At 72.3% G+C, this 25,076-nt stretch carries 21 protein-coding genes, 1 pseudogene and 1 riboswitch; of the genes and pseudogenes, 17 read left to right on the plus strand and 5 right to left on the minus strand.

Features of this window, described 5'->3' with window-relative positions:
• Together QM633_RS06515 and ald are read right to left on the minus strand one after the other, a co-directional pair.
• A pseudogene (locus tag QM633_RS06515) lies at positions 1-328 on the minus strand (amidohydrolase); the annotation flags it as partial.
• 12 nt (positions 329-340) lie between these two features.
• Entirely contained in the window at positions 341-1,456 is a 1,116-nt protein-coding gene (gene ald, locus QM633_RS06520) for an alanine dehydrogenase (RefSeq protein WP_415152925.1), read from the minus strand.
• A gap of 223 nt (positions 1,457-1,679) precedes the next feature.
• Positions 1,680-1,812, plus strand: a riboswitch (FMN riboswitch).
• Between the two features lie 88 nt (positions 1,813-1,900).
• Here ald and QM633_RS06525 point away from each other — a divergent pair.
• The 5 genes from QM633_RS06525 (at position 1,901) to QM633_RS06545 (ending at position 6,749) form a co-directional block, all read left to right on the plus strand.
• The gene (locus tag QM633_RS06525; RefSeq protein WP_415152926.1) at positions 1,901-2,656 is read left to right on the plus strand and encodes an ABC transporter permease; all 756 of its coding nucleotides are present in this window, start codon (positions 1,901-1,903) and stop codon (positions 2,654-2,656) included.
• A 13-nt stretch (positions 2,657-2,669) separates the two neighbouring features.
• A complete protein-coding gene (locus QM633_RS06530; protein WP_415152927.1) occupies positions 2,670-3,686 on the plus strand; it encodes an ABC transporter substrate-binding protein in 1,017 nt (338 codons plus the stop codon).
• A 65-nt stretch (positions 3,687-3,751) separates the two neighbouring features.
• Complete coding sequence (locus QM633_RS06535) at positions 3,752-3,883, plus strand: hypothetical protein (RefSeq protein ID WP_415152928.1); 132 nt, start codon at positions 3,752-3,754, stop codon at positions 3,881-3,883.
• Positions 3,877-6,087, plus strand: coding sequence for a sensor histidine kinase (locus QM633_RS06540; RefSeq protein WP_415152929.1), 2,211 nt, complete (start codon positions 3,877-3,879; stop codon positions 6,085-6,087). The genes QM633_RS06535 and QM633_RS06540 overlap by 7 nt, the downstream gene beginning before the upstream one ends.
• An 11-nt stretch (positions 6,088-6,098) precedes the next feature.
• Positions 6,099-6,749 carry a response regulator transcription factor gene (locus tag QM633_RS06545; RefSeq protein WP_415152930.1) on the plus strand — a complete coding sequence of 217 codons (651 nt, stop codon included), beginning with the start codon at positions 6,099-6,101 and terminating at the stop codon, positions 6,747-6,749.
• 72 nt (positions 6,750-6,821) lie between these two features.
• Here the strand turns inward: QM633_RS06545 and QM633_RS06550 are convergent, their stop codons facing one another.
• Entirely contained in the window at positions 6,822-7,397 is a 576-nt protein-coding gene (locus QM633_RS06550; protein WP_415152931.1) for a lytic transglycosylase domain-containing protein, read from the minus strand.
• Positions 7,398-7,849: 452 nt separating this feature from the next.
• On the opposite strand from QM633_RS06550, the gene QM633_RS06555 reads away from it, so the two are divergent.
• From QM633_RS06555 to QM633_RS06585, 7 genes are all read left to right on the plus strand, one after another.
• A complete protein-coding gene (locus tag QM633_RS06555) occupies positions 7,850-8,938 on the plus strand; it encodes an AMP-binding protein (RefSeq protein WP_415152945.1) in 1,089 nt (362 codons plus the stop codon).
• A complete protein-coding gene (locus tag QM633_RS06560) occupies positions 8,922-9,800 on the plus strand; it encodes a 1,4-dihydroxy-2-naphthoate polyprenyltransferase (RefSeq protein ID WP_415152932.1) in 879 nt (292 codons plus the stop codon). The genes QM633_RS06555 and QM633_RS06560 overlap by 17 nt, the downstream gene beginning before the upstream one ends.
• Complete coding sequence (locus QM633_RS06565) at positions 9,800-10,798, plus strand: o-succinylbenzoate synthase (RefSeq protein ID WP_415152933.1); 999 nt, start codon at positions 9,800-9,802, stop codon at positions 10,796-10,798. The genes QM633_RS06560 and QM633_RS06565 overlap by 1 nt, the downstream gene beginning before the upstream one ends.
• Positions 10,799-10,856: 58 nt before the next feature.
• Positions 10,857-12,470, plus strand: coding sequence for a 2-succinyl-5-enolpyruvyl-6-hydroxy-3-cyclohexene-1-carboxylic-acid synthase (gene menD, locus QM633_RS06570; RefSeq protein ID WP_415152934.1), 1,614 nt, complete (start codon positions 10,857-10,859; stop codon positions 12,468-12,470).
• A complete protein-coding gene (locus QM633_RS06575; RefSeq protein WP_415152935.1) occupies positions 12,467-13,216 on the plus strand; it encodes a sulfite exporter TauE/SafE family protein in 750 nt (249 codons plus the stop codon). Before menD ends, QM633_RS06575 begins: the two co-directional genes overlap by 4 nt.
• A 78-nt stretch (positions 13,217-13,294) precedes the next feature.
• Positions 13,295-14,854: a CoA-acylating methylmalonate-semialdehyde dehydrogenase gene (locus QM633_RS06580; RefSeq protein WP_415152936.1), complete on the plus strand. Its 1,560-nt coding sequence runs from the start codon at positions 13,295-13,297 to the stop codon at positions 14,852-14,854.
• 144 nt (positions 14,855-14,998) lie between these two features.
• Positions 14,999-17,239: a glycoside hydrolase family 3 N-terminal domain-containing protein gene (locus QM633_RS06585; RefSeq protein ID WP_415152937.1), complete on the plus strand. Its 2,241-nt coding sequence runs from the start codon at positions 14,999-15,001 to the stop codon at positions 17,237-17,239.
• Between the two features lie 142 nt (positions 17,240-17,381).
• On the opposite strand, the gene QM633_RS06590 is transcribed toward QM633_RS06585, so the two are convergent.
• Both QM633_RS06590 and QM633_RS06595 read right to left on the minus strand, forming a co-directional pair.
• Entirely contained in the window at positions 17,382-19,046 is a 1,665-nt protein-coding gene (locus QM633_RS06590) for a TM0106 family RecB-like putative nuclease (RefSeq protein ID WP_415152938.1), read from the minus strand.
• Positions 19,046-19,690 carry a demethylmenaquinone methyltransferase gene (locus tag QM633_RS06595; RefSeq protein WP_415152946.1) on the minus strand — a complete coding sequence of 215 codons (645 nt, stop codon included), beginning with the start codon at positions 19,688-19,690 and terminating at the stop codon, positions 19,046-19,048. Before QM633_RS06595 ends, QM633_RS06590 begins: the two co-directional genes overlap by 1 nt.
• Positions 19,691-19,971: 281 nt before the next feature.
• Here QM633_RS06595 and QM633_RS06600 point away from each other — a divergent pair, with 281 nt between their 5' ends.
• The 5 genes from QM633_RS06600 to QM633_RS06620 form a co-directional block, all read left to right on the plus strand.
• Complete coding sequence (locus tag QM633_RS06600) at positions 19,972-20,631, plus strand: ABC transporter ATP-binding protein (RefSeq protein WP_415152939.1); 660 nt, start codon at positions 19,972-19,974, stop codon at positions 20,629-20,631.
• Positions 20,624-22,357: a DUF6297 family protein gene (locus QM633_RS06605; RefSeq protein ID WP_415152940.1), complete on the plus strand. Its 1,734-nt coding sequence runs from the start codon at positions 20,624-20,626 to the stop codon at positions 22,355-22,357. The genes QM633_RS06600 and QM633_RS06605 overlap by 8 nt, the downstream gene beginning before the upstream one ends.
• Before the next feature lie 175 nt (positions 22,358-22,532).
• Complete coding sequence (locus tag QM633_RS06610; protein WP_415152942.1) at positions 22,533-23,267, plus strand: GntR family transcriptional regulator; 735 nt, start codon at positions 22,533-22,535, stop codon at positions 23,265-23,267.
• A gap of 31 nt (positions 23,268-23,298) precedes the next feature.
• Positions 23,299-24,090: a glucosamine-6-phosphate deaminase gene (gene nagB, locus QM633_RS06615; protein ID WP_415152943.1), complete on the plus strand. Its 792-nt coding sequence runs from the start codon at positions 23,299-23,301 to the stop codon at positions 24,088-24,090.
• Positions 24,090-25,076, plus strand: a 987-nt coding sequence (locus QM633_RS06620) for an N-acetylglucosamine-6-phosphate deacetylase (protein WP_415152944.1), incomplete at its 3' end; no start/stop codon positions are given. The genes nagB and QM633_RS06620, both read left to right, overlap by 1 nt.

Below are 25,076 nucleotides of genomic sequence, written 5' to 3' on the forward strand. Positions count from 1 at the left end.
CCGGGCGGTACCCTCCGCCGACCAGCAGCGCGGCGCCGGCCGGCGCCGCGGTCAGGGCGTCCCGGACCCGGCCGAGCGCGTCCGGCATTCCGGTCGCGCCGGCCAGGTCGAAGCGTGCGCCGCGGCGGGCCCACTGGCCGAGGTGGACGTGCGCATCCCACAGCCCCGGCGCCAGCCAGCGTCCCCCGGCGTCGAGGACCTCCTCACCCGGCAGCGCATCGAGCCTGCCCTGGACGGCGCTCACCCGGCCGCCCTCCAGACGGAGGTCGACCGGCTCGTCCGGCGCGGGCAGGCCGACCGGGACGAGCCGGGCGTGGCGCAGCAGCACAGGCCGCGACGCTCAGCCGAGCAGCGCGGCCGTGTCGGCGCATGGCAGCCCGAACGCGTCCGCGACCGCGGGATAGGTGATCCGCCCCGCGTGCGTGTTCAGGCCGAGCGCCAGCGAGCCGTTCTCCCGGCATGCCCGCTGCCAGCCCTTGTCGGCCAGCTGCACGGCGTAGGCGAGGGTGGCGTTGGTGAGAGCCCAGGTGGACGTGTTGGGCACCGCGCCAGGCATGTTCGCCACGCAGTAGAACACCGAGCCGTGCACCTCGAAGGTCGGGTCGGAGTGCGTGGTCGGGCGGGAGTCCTCGAAACAGCCGCCCTGGTCGATCGCGACGTCCACCAGCACCGAGCCGGGCCTCATCGCCGCGACCATGTCGTTCGTGACCAGCTTCGGCGCCTTCGCGCCCGGGATCAGCACGGTACCGATCACCATGTCGGCGGCGAGCACCTGCTCCCGGACCGCCAGCCGGGACGAGACGATGCCGTGCACCCGGTTCTCGTAGCGCCAGAACGTCGTGCGCAGCTTCTCGAGGTCGGTGTCGAGGATCGTCACGTCCGCCCCCATGCCGAGTGCGACGTTCGCCGCGTTCTGGCCGGCCGTGCCGCCGCCCAGCACGACGACCTTGGCGTTGGCGACGCCGCCCACGCAGCCCATCAGGACGCCGCGTCCACCCTGCGCCTTCATCATCGCGTGCGCGCCCACCTGCGGGGCGAGGCAGCCGGCGACCTCCGACATCGGGTACAGCAGGGGCAGCAGCCCGGAGGGCAACTGGACGGTCTCGTAGGCGACCGCGGTGGTGCCGGCGGCCAGCAGCGCGTCGGTGCCGGCGCGGTCGGCGGCCAGGTGCAGGTAGGTGAACAGCAGCAGGTCGTCGCGGAGCAGGCCGAACTCGGAGGGGATCGGCTCCTTCACCTTCATCACCATCTCGCCGGCCGCCCAGGTCTCCTCCGCCGTGGGGACGATCGTCGCCCCCTGGGCGATGTACTCGTCGTCGCTGATCGACGAGCCGATGCCCGCGCCGGCCTGGACGAACACCTGGTGGCCGTGGGCGACGAGTTCGGAGACCCCGACCGGGGTGATCGCCACCCGGTACTCGTTGTCCTTGACCTCGGATGGGACGGCGATCCGCATGGGAGTCCTCTCTGCTCTGCCGCGGCGCAGGCGGTCGTGGCGCACACAGTGTGCTACATCGCCGCGGTCACCGGAGCGCGATCCCTCCATTCGTCCCCCGCGGTCGCGCGGCGTGACCTGGTGCCGTCGTCGTCGACCCCGTGGGGACGCCTCCGCGGGGGCGGTGGGCGTCCGCGGGGCGCGATGGCGTCCCGACGGCCGCGCCGGGCACTAGACTGTACCCGAACGTGCTCCGGGGTCGGTGTAATTCCGAACCGGCGGTGACAGTCCGCGACCCGCTCCTGCCTGGCAGGAGCGGTTGATCCGGTGGAATTCCGGGACCGACGGTGAAAGTCCGGATGGGAGGCAGCACGCGGCGCTCGCGCGCAGCCTGTCGCGCCGGGCGTCCGCTCGCGCATCCCTTCGTCCCCGGAATCAGGTTCCCGGTGGACGACGAACGGACGGATGACGATGAGGCGCGAGCTGCTGGCCCCGCTGCTGCTGGGGGTGCTGCTGCTGGTGGGCTGGACCCTGACTGCGGGCCAGGGCTCCGTGCTCCTGCCGACCCCCGGCAAGGTCGCGGCCCGGATGGTCGGCGACCTGGCCGATCCCGTCTACTGGTCCTACCTGGCGGTCACGCTCGGAGAGGCTTTCGGCGGGGCGCTGCTCGGCACGGCCGTCGCGCTGCCGCTCGCCGTCCTGATCCACCGCTCGCGCTGGGTCGCCGCAGCCGTGAACCCCTTCCTCGGCGCCACCCAGGCCATTCCGGCGATCGCGCTGGCCCCCCTGCTGGTGCTCTGGCTGGGCTACGGGCTCGGCCCGGTGATCATCCTGTGTGCGCTGATCGTGTTCTTCCCGATCCTGATCTCGGCCGTCGTCGGCCTGCGCCACGTGGACGCCGACGTCGTTGACGCCGGGCGAATCGACGGGGCGTCCTCGGTGGCGCTGCTCCTCAACGTCGAACTGCCGATGGCCCTGCCGTCGATCCTCGGCGGCGTCCGCAACGGCGTCACCCTCGCCGTCACCGGCGCGATCGTCGGCGAGATGGTGATGGGCGGCTCCGGGCTGGGCACGGTGCTCACCATCCAGCGCGAATCCGTCGACACGGCGGGAATGGTCTCGACGATCGTCGTCCTCTGCGTGATCGCCTCGGCCGCCTACGCCGCCATCCACCTCTGGGAGCGCCACTCCCGGATCATCGACTCCCTGCACCGCTCCTGAGAGGTTCACCAGAATGAAAGCCCGTCTCCTCGCCGTCCTCGCCGCGGTGGTCGTCCTCGCCGGCTGCACGCCGGCGACGCCGGTCGCGCCGTCCAGCCCCGGGTCAGGCTCGGCGGCGCTTCCCTCGCCCACGATCGGGCTGACCTACATCCCGAACGTCCAGTTCAGCCCGTTCTACGTCGCCGAGGCGGACGGCGACTTCACCTCGGCGGGCGCCGCCCCCGTCCTGCGTCACCACGGGACGTCCGAGGGGCTGTTCACCGCGATCCTGGCCGGCCAGGAGCAGTTCGTCGTGGCCGGCGGCGACGAACTGATGCAGGCCCGCGCGCAGGGCTCCGACCTGGTCGCCGTCGCCGCCTACTACCGCAGCTACCCCGTCGAGATCATCGTTCCGGACGGCTCGTCCATCCACAGTCTCGCCGACCTGAAGGGTCACACCATCGGCCTGCCCGGCAAGTACGGCGAGAACTGGTTCGGCCTCCAGGTCGCCCTCCGGACGGCAGGACTGTCGACCTCGGACGTCAGCGTGCAGGAGATCGGCTACACCCAGCAGGCCGCGCTCAGCACGGGCAAGGTGGACGCGATCGTCGGATTCAGCAACAACGAGGCCGTCCAGTTCGCCCTGGCCGGCGTCGCGACCCGCAGCCTCCCGATCGTGGACAGCGGCGACGTGCCGCTCGTGGGCATCTGCCTGGTGACGACCGCCGCGTACGCCTCGCAGAACCCCGGGGTCGTGAAGGCGGTCGCCGCGGGCATGCTCGCCGGAATCCGCACGACGGTGGGGGATCCCGACCACGCGATGGAGGTCTCCGCCAGCTACGTGCCGGGGCTCTCGGCCGCGGCGGCGCAGACATCGGCGCGGGCCACGCTCACTGCGACGGCCAAGCTGTGGACCACCGCCGAGGGGACCGTGGACGGCCACCTCGACGCCGACCAGTGGACGGCGATGGCGGACTTCATGGCCGCCCAGGGCCTCACCGACACCCGCGTCGACCCGACACCAGCGTTCTCGAACGCCTACCTCGGCTAGTTCGGTCCCGCCAGCCGGTACCCTCTGGACAATCCTGAGAGACTATTCCTCGTTCGAGGAGGGCGATGAGCCAGCACGTCGTACCGGGGTGGGATGAGTACTTCCTGGACATCGCCACCGCCGGCATCGTCCGCGCGGTCCGGCCCGCGGGCGAGCACGACGGCGACGGCCTGGTCGACCGGAGCCGCGCGTGGTGAACCTCAAGCCCAAGACCTCCCAGCTGTCGGCGTGGGTCGACCGCGGGGTCGCGCTGTTCTGCCTCGGCACGCTGGTTCCGGCCTCGCTCGCCGCGGCCGACCAGATCCAGCACCTGGCGCTGTGGTGGATGGTGATCGTCGGGGGCGGGATCGTCGTCGCCAGCATCGGCATGATGGTCGCCAGCTTCCAGGGCTGGAAGCTCCGTTCGTTCGCGCTGGTCTACGTGACGGTCGTGACGTTCGGCCTGATCACCTGGCCCGCCGCCTGGCAGTCCGACCAGGTGGCGTCGAGCAGTCCCTGGCTGTGGATGTGCCTCGGCGTCGCGGCGATCTGCCTGGCCGTGACGACCGGCACCGGGTGGGGCTTCGCCTACTCGATCGCGTCGGGGTTGCTGTTCGCCGCGGTCCGGATGACGCCGTCGGGACAGAGCGCGTCCCTGCTGGGCGCCTTCCAGGACATGATCAACCTGGTCATGAACGCCTCCGTCGTGATCGTCGCGCTGGGGGTGGTCAGCACGGCGTTCAAGGAACTGGACGAGGCGGAGGCGGCCACCCGCAAGGAGGCCACGGACGCCGCCATCGAGGAGGCGCTGCTGGAGGAGCGGCACCGTCTGGACGGCATCGTCCACGACGAGGTGATGACCACCCTGGTCGCCGCCGCCCACACCCCGGGCGACGTCCACGTCGCCCAGCAGGCCCAGCGCGCGGTCGACCGGCTCGCCCAGGCGGAGGCGCCCACCGAGACCCGGCTGCCGGTCACCGGTGACCAGCTCACCTGGCTGGTCACCGACGTGGTCAGCGCGCTCGTCCCGCAGACGAAATTCGTCTCCCAGCTGGAGGGGCTCGCCGTCCCCCAGCAGGTGGCCAGCACCCTCGGCATGGTGGTACGCGAGGTCGCGCTGAACGTCGCCAAGCATTCGAAGGCCGACGAGGTCGAGGTCGCGCTGACCAGCCCCGACAAGGGCGCCATCTGCATCTCGATCGCCGACAACGGGGTCGGCTTCGATCCCGAACTCGTGCCCAAGCGGCGGCTCGGCCTGCAGGTCTCGGTCGGCTACCGGATGTGGGCGATCGGCGGGACCGCCGAGATCCACTCCCAGCCCGGCCAGGGCACCGTCGTCGTGCTGGCCTGGAAGCCGGAGAACTCCACCGTGGGCGAGGCGGAGCTGCCGAAGCGGCGCAGGGCGGGGCGGGTCCTCGCCGACATCCCCGACCTGTCCCGTCCCCTGCTCGTCCGTCTCGTCTGGGTACTCGTCGGCCTGCAGTTCCTGCTCGGGTGGACCAGCCTCGACCAGGTCACGACGGTCTGGCCGGTCTTCGTGGCGCAGGCGCTGGCCGTGGCGGCGACCTGGCTGACGCTGCGGCGCACGTCCGACAACCCGATGCGGCTGCCGGACGCGATCCTGGTCGTCGTTCTGCTGGTCGCGGTGACCCTGATCGTGCAGGCCGTGCTGCCGAACGGGCACTGGCCCGGCTACGCCACCTGGCACAGCGGTGTGGTGATGGTGCTGCTCGTCACCGTGCTCGTCCGTGGGCAGGAACGGATCGCCTGGACCGGCGTCGGCCTGTACGCGGTGATCTCCGCCGTCTGGGCGATCACGCACGAGATGACCGTCGCCGACACGCTGCGGGTGGGCTTCACGCCGTTCTCCTGGATGCTCGTCGCCCAGCTGCTGCAGAGCTGGCTGATCGATCTCGCCGACCGGATGAACGCGTCCCGGCGCTCGTCGGCCGCGGCGAACAAGGCGATCGCACAGAGCTTCTCCAAGCTGGTGCTGCGCGACGTGTGGCTCACCCAGCTGCGGGCCCAGGTCGGGCCGTTGCTGAACCGGATCGCCGACACCGACTACGAACTCAGCGACGAGGAGCGGGCCGCCTGCCTCGCGCAGGAGAGCCGGCTGCGCGACGCGATGCGGGCGGGCAACCTGGTCACGGAGCTGACCTCGGACGCGATCGAGGTCGCGCGTGGACGCGGCGTCGACGTTCGGCTGGTCGACAGTCGGGGTACGCGGCTGCCCGAGGACGTGCGGGCGGCGCTCACCCAGCACCTCGGCAGGCTGCTCACCGACTCGAGCACGAAGCGGGTGGTGGCGCGCGCGGCGCCGGAGGGTTACGAGGATGTGGTGACGGTTCTGGCCGTCCGCGACGACGGGAGCAGCGAATTGATCGGACTGGATGCCAGCGGCCGGGTCAGCACACGTTAGGCTATGACGCGATGATCACCACGGCAGTCATTGACGACCACGAGGCCATTCGACTGGGCATGTCCCTGGCCTTGCAGAACCACCCCGGCCATCAGGTCACCCTGGTCGACGGGGCAGCCACCGTGCCCGAGTTCCTCGGCAGGGGGGTTCCGTGCGACGTCGTCCTGCTGGATCTGCAGCTCGACGACAACTCCGATCCGCTCGACAACGCCGAGGCGCTGATCGAGGCCGGCTACAAGGTGCTCGTGTACTCGATCGCCGACAACGTCCGGCTGCTCCGCAGGGCGCTGGCCGGTGGCGCCGCGGGCGTGTGCCGCAAGGCCGAGCCGATCGCCGTGACGCTCGCGTCCATCGAGGCGGTGGCGGAGGGGCAGGTCGTGATCAGCCAGGAGATCCTTGCCGCGATCGAGGGCGACGCGTCCTACGTGGCGGCGAACCTCGGCCCGCGCGAGCGCGAGGTACTGGCGCTGTACGCCGGCGGTTTCGAGGTTCCCGAGGTGGCCGAGCGGCTGACCATCACCGAGAACAGCGTGAAGGAGTACCTCAAGCGCATCCGCGTGAAGTACACCAACGTCAACCGTCCGGCAGCGAGCAAGCTGGACCTGTTCCGCCGGGCGATCGAGGACGGCATCGTCCCGCCCGTCGAACCGCACCACCTGTAGGCCTTACCGCACGGCCCCGAACACGCAAGGAGCTCCCGGGAATCCCGGGAGCTCCCTTTGCGTGGTGGAGGTTCAGTACCAGCCGTGGGACCGCTTGAAGCCCCACGCGCCGCACGGGGTGCCGTAGCGCTGGTCGACATAGTCCAGGCCCCAACGGATCTGGGTGGCGGGGTTGGTGCGCCAGTCCGAACCGAACGCGGCCATCTTGCTCCCGGGCAGCGCCTGCGGGATGCCGTAGGCGCTGGAGTGGGGGTTGTCCGCGTAGGTGTCCCACTTGCTCTCGCGCATGATGATCGCGTTGTAGCAGGTGAACTGGTCCTCGCCCCACCCGTACTTGTTCTTCATGATCTCGCGGGCGATCTCGCGCGGGTCGGTGATCACCGGGTCGTAGCCGAGTTCTGCGACCTTCTGCTCGTACAGAGCCTTGATCGTCGCGTTGCCGATGTCGATCGCGGAGCTCTGCTTCGCCAGCAGCGACTGGCGGTACGCGGCCAGGTCGTCGGTGGTGTTCCCGCCGCTCGTCGAGGAGCTGCTGCCCGACACCGTCATCGGGGCGGCGTCCGAGGCGCTCGCGGGGAAGAGGGGCGACAGCCCGATCAGTGCGCTGATGGCGACGATGGCCTTCCGCACGGACCGGTGATTCAGCACGCGGAGAGTCTTGCATAAGGCTGCTCTCAGACAAAATTCAGCTTCGCGTGTCTCACGTGACACCCGGACCGGCCTGCCCGTGCCCCTGGACCCGGGCGGATGCGACCCCCGCACACCGGATCGCCGCACGGTCGGGGACGGTTCTGTTCCCGTTCGCAGAACCGTCCCCCGGCCGAGCGGCCAACGGCCCGCGCCCCCTCCCTTGCGTCCGTCCCCTGAACGGGAAAGGGGACGGTCACCTGAACGGGAAAGGAACCGTCCCCTGAACGGGAAAGGGGACGGTCACCTGAACGGGAAAGGAACCGTCCCCTTTCGGTTCAGGGGACGGTTCTGTTCCCGTTCGCTGGTCTGTCCCCCTTTCCGTTCAGGACGGGGTCGCCGAACGGGGGGAGCCTTCTCCTCGGGACGGGGCGGGCAGGTGGCGGGGCGGACGCGTCTAGGCTGGGCGGGTGATGCTGCGCCTGCTGGACGGTCCGGGGCTGGTCGAAGGGCTCGCGGAGGCGCTGGACGGGGGGAGGCCCGTCGCACCGGTGCCCGAGGACAGGCAGTTTCCGGCCCTGGCGCTGGAGGAACCCGTGATCGAGCCCGGCGCGGCAGCCGTCGTGACCACGTCCGGCTCCACCGGGGAGCCCAAGGCCGTCGTGCTCGGCGCGGACGCGATCCGCTTCGCGGCCGGCGCGACCCACGCGAGGCTCGGCGGTCCCGGCGACTGGGTCTGCGCGCTGCCGACCCGCCACGTGGCGGGACTGATGACCGTCGCCCGCGCCGTGGTCGCGGGCACCCGGGTCCGGTTCGTCCGCGGCGACCTGTCCGACCTGCCGGCACCCGACGGCCGGGCCTATCTGTCCCTGGTGGCAGCGCAGCTGGACCGTGCGCTCGACCGTCCCGCCGACGTCGAACTGCTGCGCGCCCACGCCGCCGTCCTCGTCGGCGGCAGCGCGGTGCCCGCCCGGCTGCGGGAGCGGGCCGCAGCGGCCGGGGTGGTGGCCCTCACCACCTACGGGATGAGCGAGACCTGCGGCGGCTGCGTCTACGACGGCCGGCCGCTCGACGGGGTCAGGGTCGAACTGGACGCGGAGCGGATCGGCCTGGGCGGCCCGATGGCGTTCCTCGGCTACCGGCTGCGCCCCGACCTCACCCGGCAGGTGCTCGCCGGTGACCTCGTCCGCACCAGTGACCGCGGGCGCTGGGTCGAGGGTCGCCTGCAGGTGCTGGGACGCATCGACGACGTGGTCCTCAGCGGTGGCAGCAACGTCGATCTGGGCGTCGTGCAGCGTGCCTGCGACGCGGAGTTCGGGCCGGGGGTCGTCGCCGTCCTCGCCGTGCCCGATCCGAGGTGGGGGGCCCGGGTCGTCGCGCTGGCGACCACCGACCTTGCCCTCGCCGATCTGCGCGAGCGGCTCGAGCCGCGGGTCGGGAAGGCCTCGGTTCCCCGGGAATTGCGGCGGGCCGCCACGGTGGCGTACACATCCTTGGGCAAGATCGACCGCGCGGCGCTGCTGCGCGCCTGGGCGAAGGGTGGAGATGGCGAGCCTGGCTGAGTGGGTGGAGGGAGCGCGACCCCGGACGCTTCCCGCTGCGCTGTCCCCGGTGCTCGCCGGCAGTGGTGTCGCCTGGTTCGCTCAGGGCTTCTCCCCGCTGCTGGCCGGCCTGGCGCTGGTGGTGTCGCTGAGCCTGCAGGTCGGGGTGAACTTCGCCAACGACTATTCCGACGGCATCCGCGGCACCGACGCGGTCCGGGTCGGGCCGCTGCGGCTGGTCGGCTCCGGCGCGGCCGAGCCGCGGCACGTCAGGGACGCGGCGTTCGCCTGCTTCGGCCTGGCCGCGATCGCCGGCCTGGTGATCGTCGTGCTCACCGCGCAGTGGTGGCTGCTCGCCGTCGGCGCGGCGGCGATCGCGGCGGCGTGGTTCTACACCGGCGGACCGCACCCCTACGGCTACCTCGGGCTGGGCGAGCTGTTCGTCTTCGTGTTCTTCGGCCTGGTCGCGGTCACGGGCACCGTCTACGTCCAGGTCGGGTCCGTCCCCGCCGCCGCCTGGTGGGCGTCCCTGGCGATCGGGTCGCTCGCCTGCGTGATCCTCGTCGCCAACAACCTGCGCGATCTCGACACCGATCTCGCCGCCGGCAAGCGGACGCTGGCGACGCGGCTCGGCGACGCCGGCACCCGGCGACTGTTCCTCGCCCTGGCCGGCCTGGCGACGCTCGGGGTGGTCGGGGTCGCGGCGACGAGTTCGCGGTGGGCGCTGCTCGGCCTGGCGATGCTGCCCGTGCTCGCCCGTCCGCTCGTCGCGGTGGCGCGCGGCGTGTCCGGACGCGACCTCATCGGTGTGCTCAGGCAGGTCGGCCTGGCCGAGCTGGCCTGTGCCGCCGGGCTGTTCGTCGGTCTCCTGGTCGCCGGCTGATGGTCGCCGCGGCCTTCGCGCTCGGTCTGCGCAACCGGTTCCGCGGGATCACTGTGCGGGAGGGGTTGCTCCTCCGCGGTCCGGCCGGCTGGGCGGAGTGGAGCCCGTTCGCCGAGTACACGCGACCAGAGATCGACTCCTGGTGGACGGCGGCCGTCGAGGCCGCCACGATCGGGTTCCCCGCTCCGGTGCGGGACAGCGTGCCGGTGAACGTCACCGTCCCCGCGGTGGATCCGGAGCGTGCGCACCGGATCGTCGCGGCGTCCGGCTGCCGCACGGCGAAGGTGAAGGTCGCCGAGCCCGGGCAGGCCTTCGCCGAGGACATCGCCCGCGTCGAGGCGGTCCGTGACGCCCTCGGCCCGGACGGGCGCGTCCGCGTGGACGTCAACGGCCACTGGGACGTCGACGTCGCGGTCACCCGGCTGCGGGAGCTGGCGAGGTTCGGCCTGGAGTACGCCGAGCAGCCGTGCGGGACCGTCCCGGAGCTGGCCGACCTGCGCCGGCGCCTGGCCCGCTCGGGGATCGACGTGCCGATCGCCGCCGACGAGAGCATCCGGCGCAGCGGCGATCCGGAACGGGTGGTCGCGGAGAGGGCGGCCGACATCGCCGTGCTCAAGGTGCAGCCGCTGGGTGGAGTGCGCCGCTGCCTCGAGCTCGCCGAGCGGCTGGGCCTGCCGGTGGTGGTGTCCTCGGCGCTGGAGAGCTCGGTGGGACTGGCGGCGGGGGTCGCGCTGGCCGCCGCGCTCCCGGACCTGCCCTATGCGTGCGGGCTGAACACCGCGACGATGTTCACCAGCGACGTGACGGCGGAGCCGCTGGTGGCCGCCGGAGGAGAGATCGGGGTGCGGCCGGTGGCGGTGGACCGACAGGACGGCTGGCAGGCGCCGGACGGGGCGACCGGTGAGTGGCTGGCCCGCCTCCGCGACGTGCCCGGCGCCGCGGAGTTCGTCCGCTCCGGGGGCCGGAACCTCGGCGCGCCGGGAGAGGAGTGGCGATGAGAAGCACGCCGTGGAGTTGCCGCCGGCTGCCGGGTCCGGAAGAACGCGGGCACCGCGGATGAGTGAGTCCGTGGCCTGCGCGCAGGTCGTCCTCGGCCAGTTGCTCGCGCAGGGGGTGACCGACCTCGTGCTGGCCCCTGGCTCGCGCAGCGCTCCGCTCGCGTTGGTGGCCGACGCCGCCGCCCGCGAAGGACTGCTCCGTCTGCATGTCCGTGTGGACGAGCGGGGCGCCGGTTTCCTCGCGCTCGGGCTGGCGAAGGCGTCGGGTCGTTGCGTCCCTGTGGTCACGACCTCCGGGACGGCGGTGGGAAACCTGCTGCCGTCGGTGATGGAGGCTCACCACTCCGGTGTCGCGCTGCTCGTGCTCTCGGCCGACCGGCCCGCGGCCCTCGTGGGCACGGCCGCCAACCAGACCACCGAGCAGTCCGACCTGTTCGGCGCCTTCGCGAGGTATCGCGCCCGGCTGTCGTCGACCGCTCCGGCCCCGGCGTGGGCCGCGCATGCGGCTCGGGCAGTGCTGGCTGCCGAGGGTGCGCTGTCGGGGCACCCCGGCCCCGCGCACCTCAACCTCGAGTTCGGTCTGCCGCTGGTGCCGGTGGCCGGGCCGGTCGCGGCGCCGATCCCCGGCCTCCGCGTGGACGGGTCGGGTGCGGGGCCTGCGGCAGCGGTCGTCCTGGCCGGGACGCCCCGGACGCTCGTGGTCTGCGGGGACGCCGGCCCGCGCGTCGGCAGGGCGGCGCTCGAACTCGCGGAGGCCGCGAACCTGCCTGTCGTCGCCGAGCCGTCCAGCAACGCCAGGGTCGGGGCGAACGCGATGGCCACCGGCCGCCTCCTGCTCGCCGGCGGGCTCGCCGGACGCGTCGAACGGGTGCTGGTGTTCGGTCGCCCGAACCTCTCCCGCCCGGTCACGGCCCTGCTGTCGCGGGAGGACGTCGAGGTGGTCGTGGTGGGCGGCGAGGACTATCCCGACCCCGGCTGGCGGGCCCGCGTGGTCGCCTCGGCGGTCGCCATCGAGCCGGGGCCGCCCGGCTGGCTCGCCGAGTGGCGAGCCGCGGACGTGGAGCTCTCGGCGGAGCTCGCCGCGCGACCGGGAGCACCCGGTGCCCTCACCGGGCCGGAGCTCGCCCGGATCGTCGTGGCGGCCGTGCCAGCCGACGGGGTCTTCTGTCTGGGCAACTCCAACCCGGTCAGGGACGCCGACCTCGCCCCCGTCCGCGCCGACCAGGGGCCCGTGTTCGCCAACCGCGGCCTGGCCGGCATCGACGGGACGATCGCGACGGCCGTCGGCGTGGCGCTCGCAACGAATGCCCCCACCACCCTCCTGTGCGGCGACCTCAGCTTCGTCCACGACGCCGGGTCGCTGGCGATCGGGCCGGGCGAGCCGCGTCCGGCGCTGCGCGTGGTGGTCGCCGACGACGCCGGTGGCAGCATCTTCGCCACCCTCGAGTACGGCCAGAGCCGGTTCGCCGACGCCTTCGAACGGGTCTTCGCCACCCCGACGGGGCTCGACCCGGTGGCCGTCGCCGCCGGCTACGGAGTGCCCGCTCGCCGTCTCTCGACGGCCGACGACCTGGCCGGCGCGCTGGCCGAACCGGTCACCGGCCTGGAGGTTCTGGTGGTCGACGTCGACCGGTCCGGCCGGACGGCGGACGCGCCGCGGCAGCGCCCATGACGACGTTCCTGCCGGCGGTGTGGGCGTCCCTGCCCGCCGGGACGTGGCTGCTCCTGGGCGTGTGTGCGCTGTTGGTCGGCTTCTCGAAGACGGCGCTCGGCGGCCTCGCCCTGATCGCCGTGGTGCTGGCCGCCCAGGTCCTTCCGACCAAGGACTCCACCGGTGTCGTGCTGGTGATGCTGCTGGTCGGCGACCTGGTCGCGACCTGGACCTACCGCCGTGACGTCGACTGGAGGCTGATCGTCCGGCTGATCCCGCCCGTGGTGGTCGGCATCGTAGCGGGCGCGGTGTTCCTGAACGCGGTGGACGGGCTGCTCCTGAAGCGAACCATGGGCGTGATCCTGCTCGTCCTGCTGGTGATCGGGTTGTGGCCGGACCGGCTCGCCGCGCACCGCCCGTGGGTCGGCATGGCCTACGGGGGCCTGGCCGGGTTCACCACGATGGTCGCCAACGGCGGCGGGCCGCCGATGAGCCTGTACCTGCTGGCCCGCAAGTACGACAAGCTGCGCTTCCTCGGCACCACGGCGTGGTTCTTCTTCGCAGTCAACCTGATCAAGGTGCCGTTCTCGATCGCCAACGGGATCGTCCGCCCCGACACCGCGGCGGTCTCGCTCAGCCTCGCGCCGCTGGTGCTGGTCGGCACGGCGATCGGGCGGCTCACCATCCGGCACCTCGACCAGGCCCTGTTCGACCGCCTGGTCACGATCCTGGTCGGCGTCGCCGCGGTCTACCTGCTGCTGGGCTGACGCAGCGATGGGGCCGGTCCACGCAGACGTCGGCGCCCGGGTGCGGCAGACTGGGCCGCACAGAGGGAGGCAGATCAGATGTCGGTGACGAACGAGGCCGCTCCGGCCACCGCCCCGAGCGCGGCGACGCTGCAGCGGCTGCGCTACCTGGTCGACAACGAGTGGCGCGAGTCGAGGACCGGCACGTACATGCCGGTGATGAACCCGTCGACCGGCGAGCAGATCGCCGAGGCACCCTGCTGCACGCAGGAGGAGGTGGACGCGGCGGTCGCCGCCGCAGCGCGGGCGTTCCCGGCCTGGCGGGACACTCCGGTGCCACAGCGGATCCAGCTCATGTTCCGGTTCAAGGCCCTGCTCGACGAGCACCTGGACGAGTTGAGCACCCTGCTGGCGACCGAGATGGGCAAGGTGCTCAGCGAGGCCCGCGGGGACATCCTGAAGGCGATCGAGGTCGTGGAGTGCGCGTGCTCGACCCACTACCTGATGCAGGGCGACACCACGATGAACATTTCGCAGGGCTACGACACGGTGTCCTACCGCGAGCCGCTGGGGGTGTTCGTCGGCATCGCGCCGTACAACTTCCCGGCGATGATCCCGATGGGCTGGATGTTGCCGTTCGCGATCACCACCGGCAACACGTTCGTGTTGAAGGCGGCCTCGATGGTTCCGCAGACCTCGATGCGGATGATGGAACTGCTGATCGAGGCCGGCCTGCCCAGCGGGGTCGCGAACCTGGTCACCTGCTCCCGGGTCGAGGCCGACAGCCTGCTGGTGCACCCCGACGTCCGCGGGATCACGTTCGTCGGCTCCACGGCCGTCGGCAAGCACATCTATGCCACGGCGGCCGCCGCGGGCAAGCGCGTCCAGGCGCTCACCGAGGCGAAGAACCACGCGCTGGTGCTCCAGGACGCGGTCCTGGAGCGATCGGTGGCGGGCATCGTCAACTCCACCTACGGCTGCGCGGGTCAGCGCTGCATGGCGCTGCCGGTGGTGTGTGTCCAGGAGTCGATCGCGGACGCCGTCGTGGAGCTGCTGGCCGCGAAGGCCGCCGAGCTCAGGGTCGGGCCGGCCTACCTTCCGGAGTCGCAGCTGGGGCCGGTGATCACGGCCAGGCACCGCGAGTGGGTGCAGTCCTGCATCGCCCGGGGGGTGGCCGAGGGCGCCGACCTCGTTCTGGACGGACGTTCGGTGAGCGTGGACGGCTACGACGGCGGCTTCTACGTGGGCCCGACGATCCTCGACCGGGTGGGCGCGGACAACTGGGCCGGCACCTACGAGATCTTCGGCCCGGTGACCTCGATCAAGAGGGTCGCCGACTTCGAGGAAGGGCTCGGGGTGATGAACGCCAACCCCTTCGCCAACGGCTCCTGCATCTACACCAGCTCGGGCCACTACGCCCGCGAGTTCGCCCGCCGTAGCCACGCCGGCATGGTCGGGGTCAATGTCGGCATCCCGGTACCGTTCTCGACCTTCCCGTTCGCCGGTCACAAGGACTCGTTCTTCGGCGACCTGCACGCGATGGGCAGGGACGGGGTCGCCTTCTTCACCGAGACCAAGGCCGTCACCACGACCTGGTTCACCGACGAGCACCGGCATGACGTGGTCGGCACCTGGGACGGGCTGTCGACCCGCCACTGAGGTCCCGCCCGCCGCGGCCGGACGGCCCCGACCCGGCCTTCGTCGCGTGCGCGGGCGCCCGGGCGAGAACCGGGGTGGAGGAGCAGGGCGGCCCCATTCCGTTGAAAAGCGAGTGATGGTAGCTTTTCGTCCAAGGAGGATGCAATGACGCACGAGACCACGGGGACTTCACGGGTGGACGGGCTGCTCGCGCAGCTGAGCGTGGCGGAGAAGGTCGGCCAGCTCGTCCAGTACTTCTACTTCCAGCTTCCCGAGCAGCCCGACGCGGAAGCGAGCCCGGAGACCGACCCCGCACAGTCGACGACGGTCGAAGCGGCCCTCTCCCGGGGCGCGGCGGGATCGCTGCTGTTCGTCACGAAACCGGAGGTGGTGAACCGGCTGCAGAGGCGTGCCGTGGAGGGCAGCCCGCACGGCATCCCTGCCCTGTTCGGCTTCGACGTGATCCACGGTCTGCGCACGATCTTTCCCGTACCGCTCGCGCTCGCCGCGAGCTGGGACGCCGACGTCATCGAGGCCGCCCAGGCCGTCGCTGCGCGGGAGGCGCGCGCCGTCGGGATCCACTGGGCCTTCGCCCCGATGGTCGACATCGCCCGCGACCCGCGCTGGGGCCGGATGATCGAGGGCGCCGGTGAGGACCCGTACCTCGGCTCGGTCGTCGCCGCCGCCCAGGTGCGTGGCTTCCAGGGCGATCACCTGGGCGCCGAGGGCAGGATCATCGCGGGGCCCAAGCACTACGCCGCCTACGGCGCCGCGCTGGGCGGGCGCGACTACGACGAGGTCGACGTCTCCGACTCGGAGTTCTGGAACGTCTACCTGCCGCCGTTCGCGGCGGCGGTCGCCGCCGGCGCGGGCAACATCATGTCCGCCTACATGGACCTCAACGGCGTCCCGGCCACCGGCAACCACTGGTTGCTCACCGACGTGCTGCGGGACGAACTCGGCTTCACGGGCTTCGTGGTCAGTGATGCCAACGCCGTGAAGGACCTCGAGACCCACCACTTCGCCGCGGACCCCGCCGACGCGGCGGTCCGGGCCATCCACGCCGGGCTCGACCTGGAGATGGCCGTCGCCGACGCCGCCTACGCCCACCTGCTCGAGGCGGTGCAGGACGGGCGGGTGCCGGTGGAGCTGCTCGACCGCAGCGTCCGCCGGGTGCTGGCGGCCAAGGAAGCCCTCGGGCTGTTCGAGAACCCGTTCGTCGACGAGGCCGAGGCGGCCCGCGTCCTCGGCCTGCCCGAGCACCGGGAGACCGCCCGCAGCGCGGCCGAGGCGTCGGCCGTCCTGCTCCGCAACGAGGGCGGACTGCTGCCGCTCTCGGTGCCGGACGTCTCGCGGATCGCCGTGATCGGTGGACTGGCGGCCTCGGCCCGGGACACCCTGGGGCCGTGGGTGTTCGACTACGACCTCGCCGAGACCGTCACGATCCTGGACGGGATCCGGGCGCTGGTGGGGGAGGCCGCCCAGGTCGATTTCGCGCCCGGTGCGGCGACGCCGCAGCGGCTCTTCCCCTCGATGTTCGACATGTTCGGCGACGGCACGAGGATCGACGACGACGTCGACCGGGCCGCCGAGCGTGCGCGCGCCGTTCAGCTGGCGGCCGGCGCCGACGTCGCGATCGTGGTGCTCGGGGAGAACCAGGACATGATCGGCGAGGCCGCCTCGCGCTCCTCCCTCGACCTGCCGGGCGACCAGCTCGAGGTGCTCCAGGCGGTCGTCGCCACCGGGACGCCGACCGTGCTCGTCCTGATGAACGGGCGTCCGCTGGACCTGCAGTGGGCGGACGCCAACGTGCCGGCGATCCTCGACGTCTGGTACCCCGGCACCCGCGGCGGTGAAGCGGTGGCCCGGCTGCTGTTCGGCGAGGCCGAACCGCGCGGGCGGTTGCCGTTCACGTGGCCGAGGGACGTCGGCCAGGTGCCGATCCACCACGCCACCACCCGGGGGCACCATCCGCAGACCCAGCACGCCCGGTACTGGAACGCGGAGTTCAGCCCGCTGTATCCGTTCGGGTACGGCCTGGGGTATGCGACCTTCGCCTACGGTGAGGTGCGCGTGAGTGCGGACAGCATCCCGCGGGAGGGGACCGTGCAGGTCTCGGTCGACGTGACCAACACCTCCGACCGCGACGGCACCGAGACCGTCCAGTTGTACCTGCACCAGCGCTCCGGGACGTCCTCGCGCCCGCTGCGCCAGCTGAAGGCCTTCCAGAAGGTCGGCATTCCGGCCGGCGCGACCCGCACGGTGGTCCTGGAGGTCGGACCCGAGCAGCGCCGCTACTGGAGTTCCGCCACCCGCGGCACCGTCCTCGACGCCACCACCTTCGACGTCTGGGTGGGCCCGGACGCAACGGCCGAGAAGGGCGCGAGCTTCACCGTCACCGGCTGAACCGGCTCCCGGGGCCGCTGCTCCGCCGAAGGCCCGGGTTCGGGTTCGAGAACCACTGTTCGCGTCGAGAACCCGGGTCCGGACGGAGGCTGTCGACGGGGGAGGGTGGCCGTCGAAGACGTGGCCGTCCGCGCGCCGGCAGTCAGGTGAGTTCGCGCAGCCAGCGGCGCAGGTGCCAGGTGGCTTTCACGTCGTCCTCGTTGTACTCGAGGACGCGGGTCCTGGCCTGTGCGCGGGCCGCTTCGGAGGGGGAGTGCACAGCGTCGTCGAACCAGCGCATGCTGTTCAGGCCGCCCGGGTCGTCGTCGCGCCAGTGGAAGCCGGCGCCCGCGGACGCGACCACCTTCAGGCCGAGCCCGTTGGCACCGAAGAAGTGCTGCCGGACCGCAGCGAACAGGTCCTGGAAGTGGTCCTCGGCGAAACCGACCGCCCACTGCATGACCTCGTCGTCCGGCGGGGCGAGCCGACGCAGCCGGACGACCTCGTAGTCGGAGTAGTGGAAGACCAGCGCGTCCGAGCCGTCCACGAGGTCGCGCAGCCAGGTCATCGCCGCGCGGGCGAGGGCGAGCTCTCCGGCGTCGTCCAGGTCGCAGAAACTGCTGAACGCGTGGTAGCTGCCCGCACCGTCTCCTCCGGCGACCCAGAAGCCCCACAGGTACACCCGGTCGTCCCTGGAGGTCTCCACGTCGATGTCGATCTCCAGTGGCGCCCGCGGCAGCGGGATCGGGCCCGCCGTGGTGCGCTGCAGCTGGACGCCCTCCAGCAGCAGCCGCGACCGGCGCTGGGCGAGCCGGAGCCGGTCCTCCGCGCCCGGGCGGTGCGCCACCCTGGGCAGGTAGTCGGGCAGCAGCGCGTCGATGTCCGTGCTGGCGAGCTGGTGGACGGTTTCGATGCCCGCCTCGCGGAGGACCGCGATCTCGTGGGTGTCCAGCGGTGACTTGTTGATCCGCAGGCTGATGTCGTCGTCGTCCAGCTGCTCGCGGCACACCGTCCACCAGATGCAGTGCGTGCACTCGAAGCTGACCACGGGGCGCAGCAGTGGCGGGTCCTCGGGCTCGGCGGCGGAGGCGAGTTCGGCGATGTCCACGCGGAGGGCGAACTCGTGGTCGTAGCGGGCCAGCGCGCTGACCGGGGGGATCGGGTCGCCCGGCGCGCCCTGCTCGGCGACCTGCCCCGGGGCCGGGGGGACGGCCGGCTCGGTCAGGTCCAGCCAGGTCGCACGGGTTCCCTCGCCCTCGATCTCGTCGTTGCCGATCACCAGCCCCCACGGACGGACGGCCTGGTGCCCGGTGGCGCCCAGCAGCCGCCACAGGTGCGCGAGCTGGAGGCTGTTCTGCCAGCGCCAGTGCCAGCGGTAGCGCCAGCCGGTGGACATCGCACGCGCGGGCAGGTCGGCGAGGGCGGAGAAGGTTGCCGGCAGGTCGTCCCTGCGGACGTCCACGACGCGCTGGTACTTCACGGTCCCGGGCACGTAGCCGCTCCCGTCCCGGACTAGCAGGTCGGGGCGTCCGGAACGGTGGCCGTCCCGGTCCCGCGGGAGAAGGCCGCCGATCACGACGTCGGTGCCCGCGGCGAGCGCGGCCAGACAGGCCGCCTCCTGCACCTGGCTCGGCTCCGCGGCCAGACCGCGCAGGTCGGCGACGCTCGCCGCGCCCGCAGCGACCCGGTCGAGGACGGATGTGGTGAACTCGGCCCCACCGGGCAGTCGCGGCGGCGGTGCGGCGTCCGGCCGCGCCAGGCCGGGATGGAACGCGTTGTGGACCTTCAGCGGGCAGCTGCGGGCGGCGTAGGGGTCAAGGACGAACATCAGCCGTGGGCACGGTGGAGGGCGACGATCCCTCCGCTGAGGTTCTTCCAGCCGACCCCGCGCCAGCCGGCCTCGACCAAGAGGTCGGCCAGGGTGCGCTGGTCGGGCCAGGCGAGGATCGACTCGGCGAGGTAGTCGTACGCCACCGGGTTGGACGCCGTCAGGCCCGCGATCCCGGGCAGGGCCCGGACCAGGTAGTTGCGGTACGTCGTCCGGAACGGCTTCCAGGTCGGGGTGGAGAACTCGCAGATCACGATCCGTCCGCCGGGGCGGGTGACCCGGTGCAGCTCCGCGAGGGCGGCCTCGACGTCCTCGACGTTGCGCAGCCCGAAGCTGATCGTGACCGCGTCGAACGCGTCGTCGGCGAACGGCAGCGCGAGCGCGTCGGCGTTCACGAAGGGCAGGTCGGGCTCGCGTTCCTTGCCGACGATGAGCATGCCCTCGCTGAGGTCGGCGGGGACGACCAGCGCTCCCGCGTCGGCGAACGGGCGGCTGGAGGTGCCGGTGCCTGCCGCCAGGTCGAGGATCCGCTGGCCGGGCCTCGGTGCGACCGCGGCCACCGTCTCGGAGCGCCAGCGGCGGTCCTGGCCGAGGGAGAGCACGTCGTTGACCAGGTCGTAACGCGGGGCCACCTTGTCGAACATGGCGGCCACGTCCGCCCGCCGCCTCGCCAGTGTCGCCCGGGCCTCGCCTGTTCCACGCACGGGGGATAGCCTGCCACGACCCACCCCCAGCCGCCGACTTGTCGGCCCACCCAGGGTTCCGGCCCCGACGATTGTCGGGGAATTCTCCGCCGGTCATGGGCAGCCGAGATCGCGACGACTCGGCGGGCGGCCCGGATCGCCCGCCGGTCGGGACGTGCTCAGCGGTCCCCGAGCCGGCGGTGTGGTCGGGCAGGCTTCGCCGATGGGGGAGAATCGAGCCCATGGCGCGAAAGACCCCGGTGCTCAAGGTCACCAACCTGCGGAAGGCCTACGGGCCGGTCGTGATCGTCGACGGCTTCAACCTCGAGGTCGCGGCGGGTGAGGCCGTGGCCCTGACCGGACGTAACGGCGCCGGCAAGTCGACGGTGCTGCGGTGCCTGGTCGGCGCCGACCGCCCCGACGACGGCACCGTGGAGGTGAACGGCACCCGGGTCAGCGAGACGAACCCGGAGATCCGCCGCGACGTGGCCACCGTGATCGACGACCTCGACTTCTTCCCCGACCTCAGCGTCGTCGAGCACCTCGACCTGCTCGCGCGTGCTCACGGCGTCCCGGACGCCGACGCCGCCGTCGACGAGGTCCTCCACGAGGTGCAGCTCGTGCCGCAGTCCGGGCAGTTGCCCGGCACCCTCTCGTCGGGCCAGCGCCGCCGGCTCGCCCTGGCGACGGCGTTCATCCGTCCCCGCAAGCTGCTGATCCTGGACGAGCCCGAGCAGCGCCTCGACACCGAGGGAGTCGACTGGCTGGCGGCGCGGCTGGTCGCGGAGCGCGCCCGCGGGCTGGCGATCGTGATGGCCAGCCACGAGCCGACCCTGGTCTCCAAGGTCGCGACCCGCGTGGTCCGGCTGGGCGACCGCGCCGAGGTGCTCGCCGATGAGTAAGAAGTCCCGCAGGTTGATCCGGGCCACCCCCGCGCCCGGGGACGGGGGCGAGCCGCAGACACCCGGCCCCGAGCTCGAGCCGGAGCCCGAGCCGGAGCGCACCTTCCACTTCCTGCCGGATGCGCCGCCGGTCGAGGTGGACGAGAAGGAACTCCACGGCCTGATGAAGCTGTGGCGGCACGGGCGGGCCACCCGCACCATCGGCCAGGTGCTCCAGGACGGCTACGTGATGCTGTTCAGCGTGGTGTTGCTCGGGGCGATGGGCACCTCCGTCGTCCTGCGCGCCCAGACCGGCATGGCCGGCTGCACGACCCAGGCCTGCGAGTCCGCCCGACTGCTGCTGCCGACTGCGATGGTGCTGGCCTGCTACGCGATGGCACTGGGTGTCGCGCGGTTGTTCGGGCCGGTGCTCGCGTCCGCGGCCGAAGGGTTCTGGCTGATGGACGCGCCGCTGAGCAGGCGCCGGCTGCTGCGGGGGCGGCTCGTCCTGCCCCTGGTGCTGTCGTTCCTTGTCGCCGGTGTCTCGACCGGCCTCGTCGGCGCGCTGTCGGGTCTGGCCTGGACCCAGGTGGCCGCGTGGTCGGCGGCCGCGGCGTTCGGTAGCGCGGCCCTGGTGGCGCTGGCCGCGTCCGAGCAGCCCAGGGAGCGGGTGGGCCTGGTCAAGACCCTTCAGGCCGGGTTCGCCGCCGGCGCGCTCGCCGTCCTGCTGGTCGTGGTGTCCGTCGCCGCCGGCTGGCTGCCGAACTCGGTGGTGGCGGAGGCAGGCACGGCGACCTGGGTGCTGGCGGGTGTCGCCGTGCTGGCCGCGGTCGCGCTGGTGCTGCTGCTCGGCCTCACCCTGACCCGGCTCGAGGAGATCCGGCGGGCCCGGCTGGTGTCCGGCGGCTCGCTGGTCAGCGGTATGCAGGGCGCGATGTTCGCCCTCGACTTCGGCCTGATCCGCGACATCCTGGTCGAACGGAGGATGGCGGAGAAGGGCCACGTCCGCCCGACCAGGGGTCGCGGCCTCGGCCTCGGCGCGATCGTCTGGCGGGACGTCGAACGGCTCAAGCGCAACCCGTCCGCCTTCATCGGGCTGGCCGTGAGCCTGTTCGTGCCCTACGCCGCCGACGCGCTGCGGATGAGCCAGCTGAACCCGTTCATCAGCGGCCTGGCGCTGGTCGCGGGGCTGGTGCCTTTCCTCGGCACGATGCGGGTCCTCTCGCGGACCGGCGGCCTGGCCCGCACCTTCCCGTTCCGCACGCCCCAGCTGCGCACCGCCGCGATGGCCGTGCCCGCCGTGCTGACGCTGTTGTGGGGGCTGGCGGCCACGCCGGCGTTCATCGGGATCGCGAGTACCGGCGCCGACCGCAGCGTGGTGGACGGGCTGTCCGCGGCCATGGTGACGGCGCTGGCCGGCCTGATGGGCGCCGTGCGCTGGGTGACCGCCAAGAAGGTCGACTACCAGACCCCGATGATGGCGACCGCGGGCGGCGCCCTTCCGCCCGGGCTGGTCTTCAATCTCTTCCGCGGCATCGACATGGTGGCGCTGATCACGGCGCCGCTGATCCTCCAGGCGCCTGCCTACTGGTCGCTCGTGATCGGCCTGGTCGTGTTCTGGGTGCTGCGCGGCAGCTTCAACATGGAGGACCTGCAGGCCGAGCAGGAGGCGGCCAAACGGGAACTCGCCGCGTCCAAGGAAGCGCGGGCACGGGACAAGCAGAGGATCCCGCGTCCCTCCCGCTGAGCCGCCGGGGCCCTGCGTGCGCACGCGTCCAGCCCAGGCCCACAAGGTGTCCCGGTAGCGTCGTTCACGACGTTTCCGCCGACACCTCGTGGACGTCATCCGGCTGGCTTGACTTCACCACCGGACCTTGGCAGGCTCACTGGTACGTACCAGTACGGACCAGAAGGAGCCCCTGATGGTGGCGAATGCACGGCCGATCGCAGGCGGTCCCGTGCCCAAACACCAACAGGTTCGGGAGTTCCTGGTCGGCCGGCTGGTGCCGGGGGAGGCCATCCCCTCCGAGCGGGAACTGGTTGCGGCCTGCGGCGTCTCCAGGGAGACCGTGCGCCGCGCCATCGACGGGCTGGTCGCCGAGGGGCTGCTCCAGCGCAGCCAGGGATTGGGAACGTTCGCCGTGCGGCCCCGGCTGGAGACCCGCCTGCACCTCGCATCGTTCAGCCAGGACATGCGCCGCCGGGGACTGGTCCCTTCCACCCGGCTGCTCGCCGTCGATCTCACCGAGCCCCCCGCCGACGTCGCCGCGGCGCTGGGCATCGGCACGGGTGGGGCAGCCTGGCGGGTGGTGCGCTGCCGGCTCGCCGACGACACGCCGATCGCGCACGAGGACGGGTGGTATCCGGCCGACCTGCTGCCCGGGCTCGACCGGCACGACCTCGTCGACGGCTCGCTCTACACGATCCTCGCCGAGGATTACGGCCTCGCCGTCGACCATGCCGACCAGTCCCTCTGGGGAGAGGCGGCGGACGCGGCGATGGCGCGCGTCCTGGACGCGCCCCTGCACACGCCGCTGCTGGTCTTCCTGCGGGTGTCCCGCGCGGGCGGACGGCCCGTCGAGCACGTCATCTCCCGCTACCGCGGCGACCGCTACCAGGTGCACATGGAACTGGGTGGCAGCACGGCCTCCGTCTGAGTGCCGTCCACCGTCAAGAGAGAAGGTAACAATGGAAGTCATCATCTGCCCCAACGCCCGACGTGTCGGCGAGGTCGCCGCCGCGAAGGCCGCCCGGATCGCTGCGCCGATCGGGCCGAAGGTCGTGCTGGGCGTGGCCACCGGCTCCTCGCCCGTCCAGACCTTCACCGAACTGGCCCGCCTGGCCGATGCCGGGGAGCTCGACCTGTCCGAGGCGTCCGCATTCGCGCTGGACGAGTACGTCGGCATCCCCCAGGGCCACCCGGAGAGCTATCACGAGATCATCCGCAAGACCGTCACCGAGCCGATGCATCTCGATCCGACCCGCGTCCACGTCCCCAACGGCTTCGCCGACGACCTCGCCGAGGCCTGCCAGGCCTACGAGGACGCGATCAGGGCGGTCGGGGGTGTCGACATCCAGTTCCTCGGCGTCGGGTCGAACGGTCACATCGGCTTCAACGAGCCCACCTCCTCGCTGTCCTCGCGCACCCGGATCAAGACGCTCGCCGCCCTCACCCGCGCCGACAACGCCCGCTTCTTCGACTCGATCGACGACGTGCCCAGGCACTGCCTGACCCAGGGGCTCGGCACGATCATGGACGCGCGCAACGTGATCCTGGTGGCGAGCGGGCAGAGCAAGGCGCACGCGATCGCCCAGGTCGTGGAGGGCCCGGTCACCGCGATGTACCCGGGCTCGGTGCTGCAGTTCCACCCGCACGCGACGATCGTGGTCGACGAGGAGGCCGCGGCGGAGCTGGCACTGGCGGACTACTACCGCACGACCTACGCCGACCTGCCCGACTGGCAACGACTGGACGTGTGATGCTCCTCGCCGCTGACCGGATCCTGTTCCCCGACGCCGATGCCCCCGTCCCCGGCTTCATCGAGATCGACGGTGAGCGGATCGTCGCCGCCGGCACGGGCGCACCTCCGCGTCCGGCGGACGAGCACCTGGCCGGGACCGTCGTTCCGGGCTATGTGGACGTGCACAGCCACGGCGGCGGCGGGGCGTCCTTCGTCACCGAGGATCCCGACGTCGCCCGCCGGGCCCTGGCCGCGCACCGGCGGCTCGGCGTGACCACGATGGTGGCCTCCCTGGTCACCGGGTCGCTGCCGGACCTGAAGCGGCAGACCGCCTGCCTGGCCGGGCTCGTCGAGTCGGGCGAGCTGGCCGGCATTCACCTCGAAGGTCCCTGGCTGGCGCTGAAGTACAAGGGCGCGCACCCGCCGCAGCTGCTGACCGATCCGCGGCCGGCCGAGGTGGCGGAACTGCTCGACGCCGGCCGCGGCGCGGTGAAGATGGTCACGATCGCTCCCGAGCGCGCCGGGGCCATGGACTCGATCCGGCTGATGACCTCCCGGGGTGTGGTGGCGGCGGTGGGCCACACCGACGCCGACTTCGACACCTGCCGCGAGGCGATCCGTGCCGGAGCGAGGGGCGCCACGCACCTGTTCAACGCGATGGCGCCACTGCGCCACCGCGACCCCGGACCGGTGCTGGCCCTCTGGGAGGACCCGCGGGTCCACCTCGAACTGATCATGGACGGGGTGCACGTGCGCCCCGAGCTCGTCGCGTTCGTCGTGTCCACGGCGCCCGAGCGGGTGGTGTTCGTGACCGACGCGATGGCGGCCGCGGGCTCGGCCGACGGGGAGTATGTGCTCGGCGAGCTCCCGGTCGAGGTGCGCGGCGGCGTCGCGAGGGTGGCGGGCACCGACACCATCGCCGGCTCCACGCTCACCCTGGACGCGGCCGTCCGCAACGCGGTCGCCGCGGGCGTGCCGCTCGCCACGGCGGTCCGGGCGGCGACC

Origin of the sequence: Propionicimonas sp. (genome assembly GCF_047606205.1) — a bacterium.
Taxonomy (GTDB): domain Bacteria; phylum Actinomycetota; class Actinomycetes; order Propionibacteriales; family Propionibacteriaceae; genus Propionicimonas.

Coding starts and splice junctions, on each gene's coding strand:
- ald (WP_415152925.1), bottom strand. CDS start 1,456: ATGCGGATCGCCGTCCCATCCGAGGTCAAGGACAACGAGTACCGGGTG.
- QM633_RS06525 (WP_415152926.1), top strand. CDS start 1,901: ATGACGATGAGGCGCGAGCTGCTGGCCCCGCTGCTGCTGGGGGTGCTG.
- QM633_RS06530 (WP_415152927.1), top strand. CDS start 2,670: ATGAAAGCCCGTCTCCTCGCCGTCCTCGCCGCGGTGGTCGTCCTCGCC.
- QM633_RS06535 (WP_415152928.1), top strand. CDS start 3,752: ATGAGCCAGCACGTCGTACCGGGGTGGGATGAGTACTTCCTGGACATC.
- QM633_RS06545 (WP_415152930.1), top strand. CDS start 6,099: ATGATCACCACGGCAGTCATTGACGACCACGAGGCCATTCGACTGGGC.
- QM633_RS06555 (WP_415152945.1), top strand. CDS start 7,850: ATGCTGCGCCTGCTGGACGGTCCGGGGCTGGTCGAAGGGCTCGCGGAG.
- QM633_RS06560 (WP_415152932.1), top strand. CDS start 8,922: ATGGCGAGCCTGGCTGAGTGGGTGGAGGGAGCGCGACCCCGGACGCTT.
- QM633_RS06565 (WP_415152933.1), top strand. CDS start 9,800: ATGGTCGCCGCGGCCTTCGCGCTCGGTCTGCGCAACCGGTTCCGCGGG.
- menD (WP_415152934.1), top strand. CDS start 10,857: ATGAGTGAGTCCGTGGCCTGCGCGCAGGTCGTCCTCGGCCAGTTGCTC.
- QM633_RS06575 (WP_415152935.1), top strand. CDS start 12,467: ATGACGACGTTCCTGCCGGCGGTGTGGGCGTCCCTGCCCGCCGGGACG.
- QM633_RS06580 (WP_415152936.1), top strand. CDS start 13,295: ATGTCGGTGACGAACGAGGCCGCTCCGGCCACCGCCCCGAGCGCGGCG.
- QM633_RS06585 (WP_415152937.1), top strand. CDS start 14,999: ATGACGCACGAGACCACGGGGACTTCACGGGTGGACGGGCTGCTCGCG.
- QM633_RS06590 (WP_415152938.1), bottom strand. CDS start 19,046: ATGTTCGTCCTTGACCCCTACGCCGCCCGCAGCTGCCCGCTGAAGGTC.
- QM633_RS06595 (WP_415152946.1), bottom strand. CDS start 19,690: ATGTTCGACAAGGTGGCCCCGCGTTACGACCTGGTCAACGACGTGCTC.
- QM633_RS06600 (WP_415152939.1), top strand. CDS start 19,972: ATGGCGCGAAAGACCCCGGTGCTCAAGGTCACCAACCTGCGGAAGGCC.
- QM633_RS06605 (WP_415152940.1), top strand. CDS start 20,624: ATGAGTAAGAAGTCCCGCAGGTTGATCCGGGCCACCCCCGCGCCCGGG.
- QM633_RS06610 (WP_415152942.1), top strand. CDS start 22,533: ATGGTGGCGAATGCACGGCCGATCGCAGGCGGTCCCGTGCCCAAACAC.
- nagB (WP_415152943.1), top strand. CDS start 23,299: ATGGAAGTCATCATCTGCCCCAACGCCCGACGTGTCGGCGAGGTCGCC.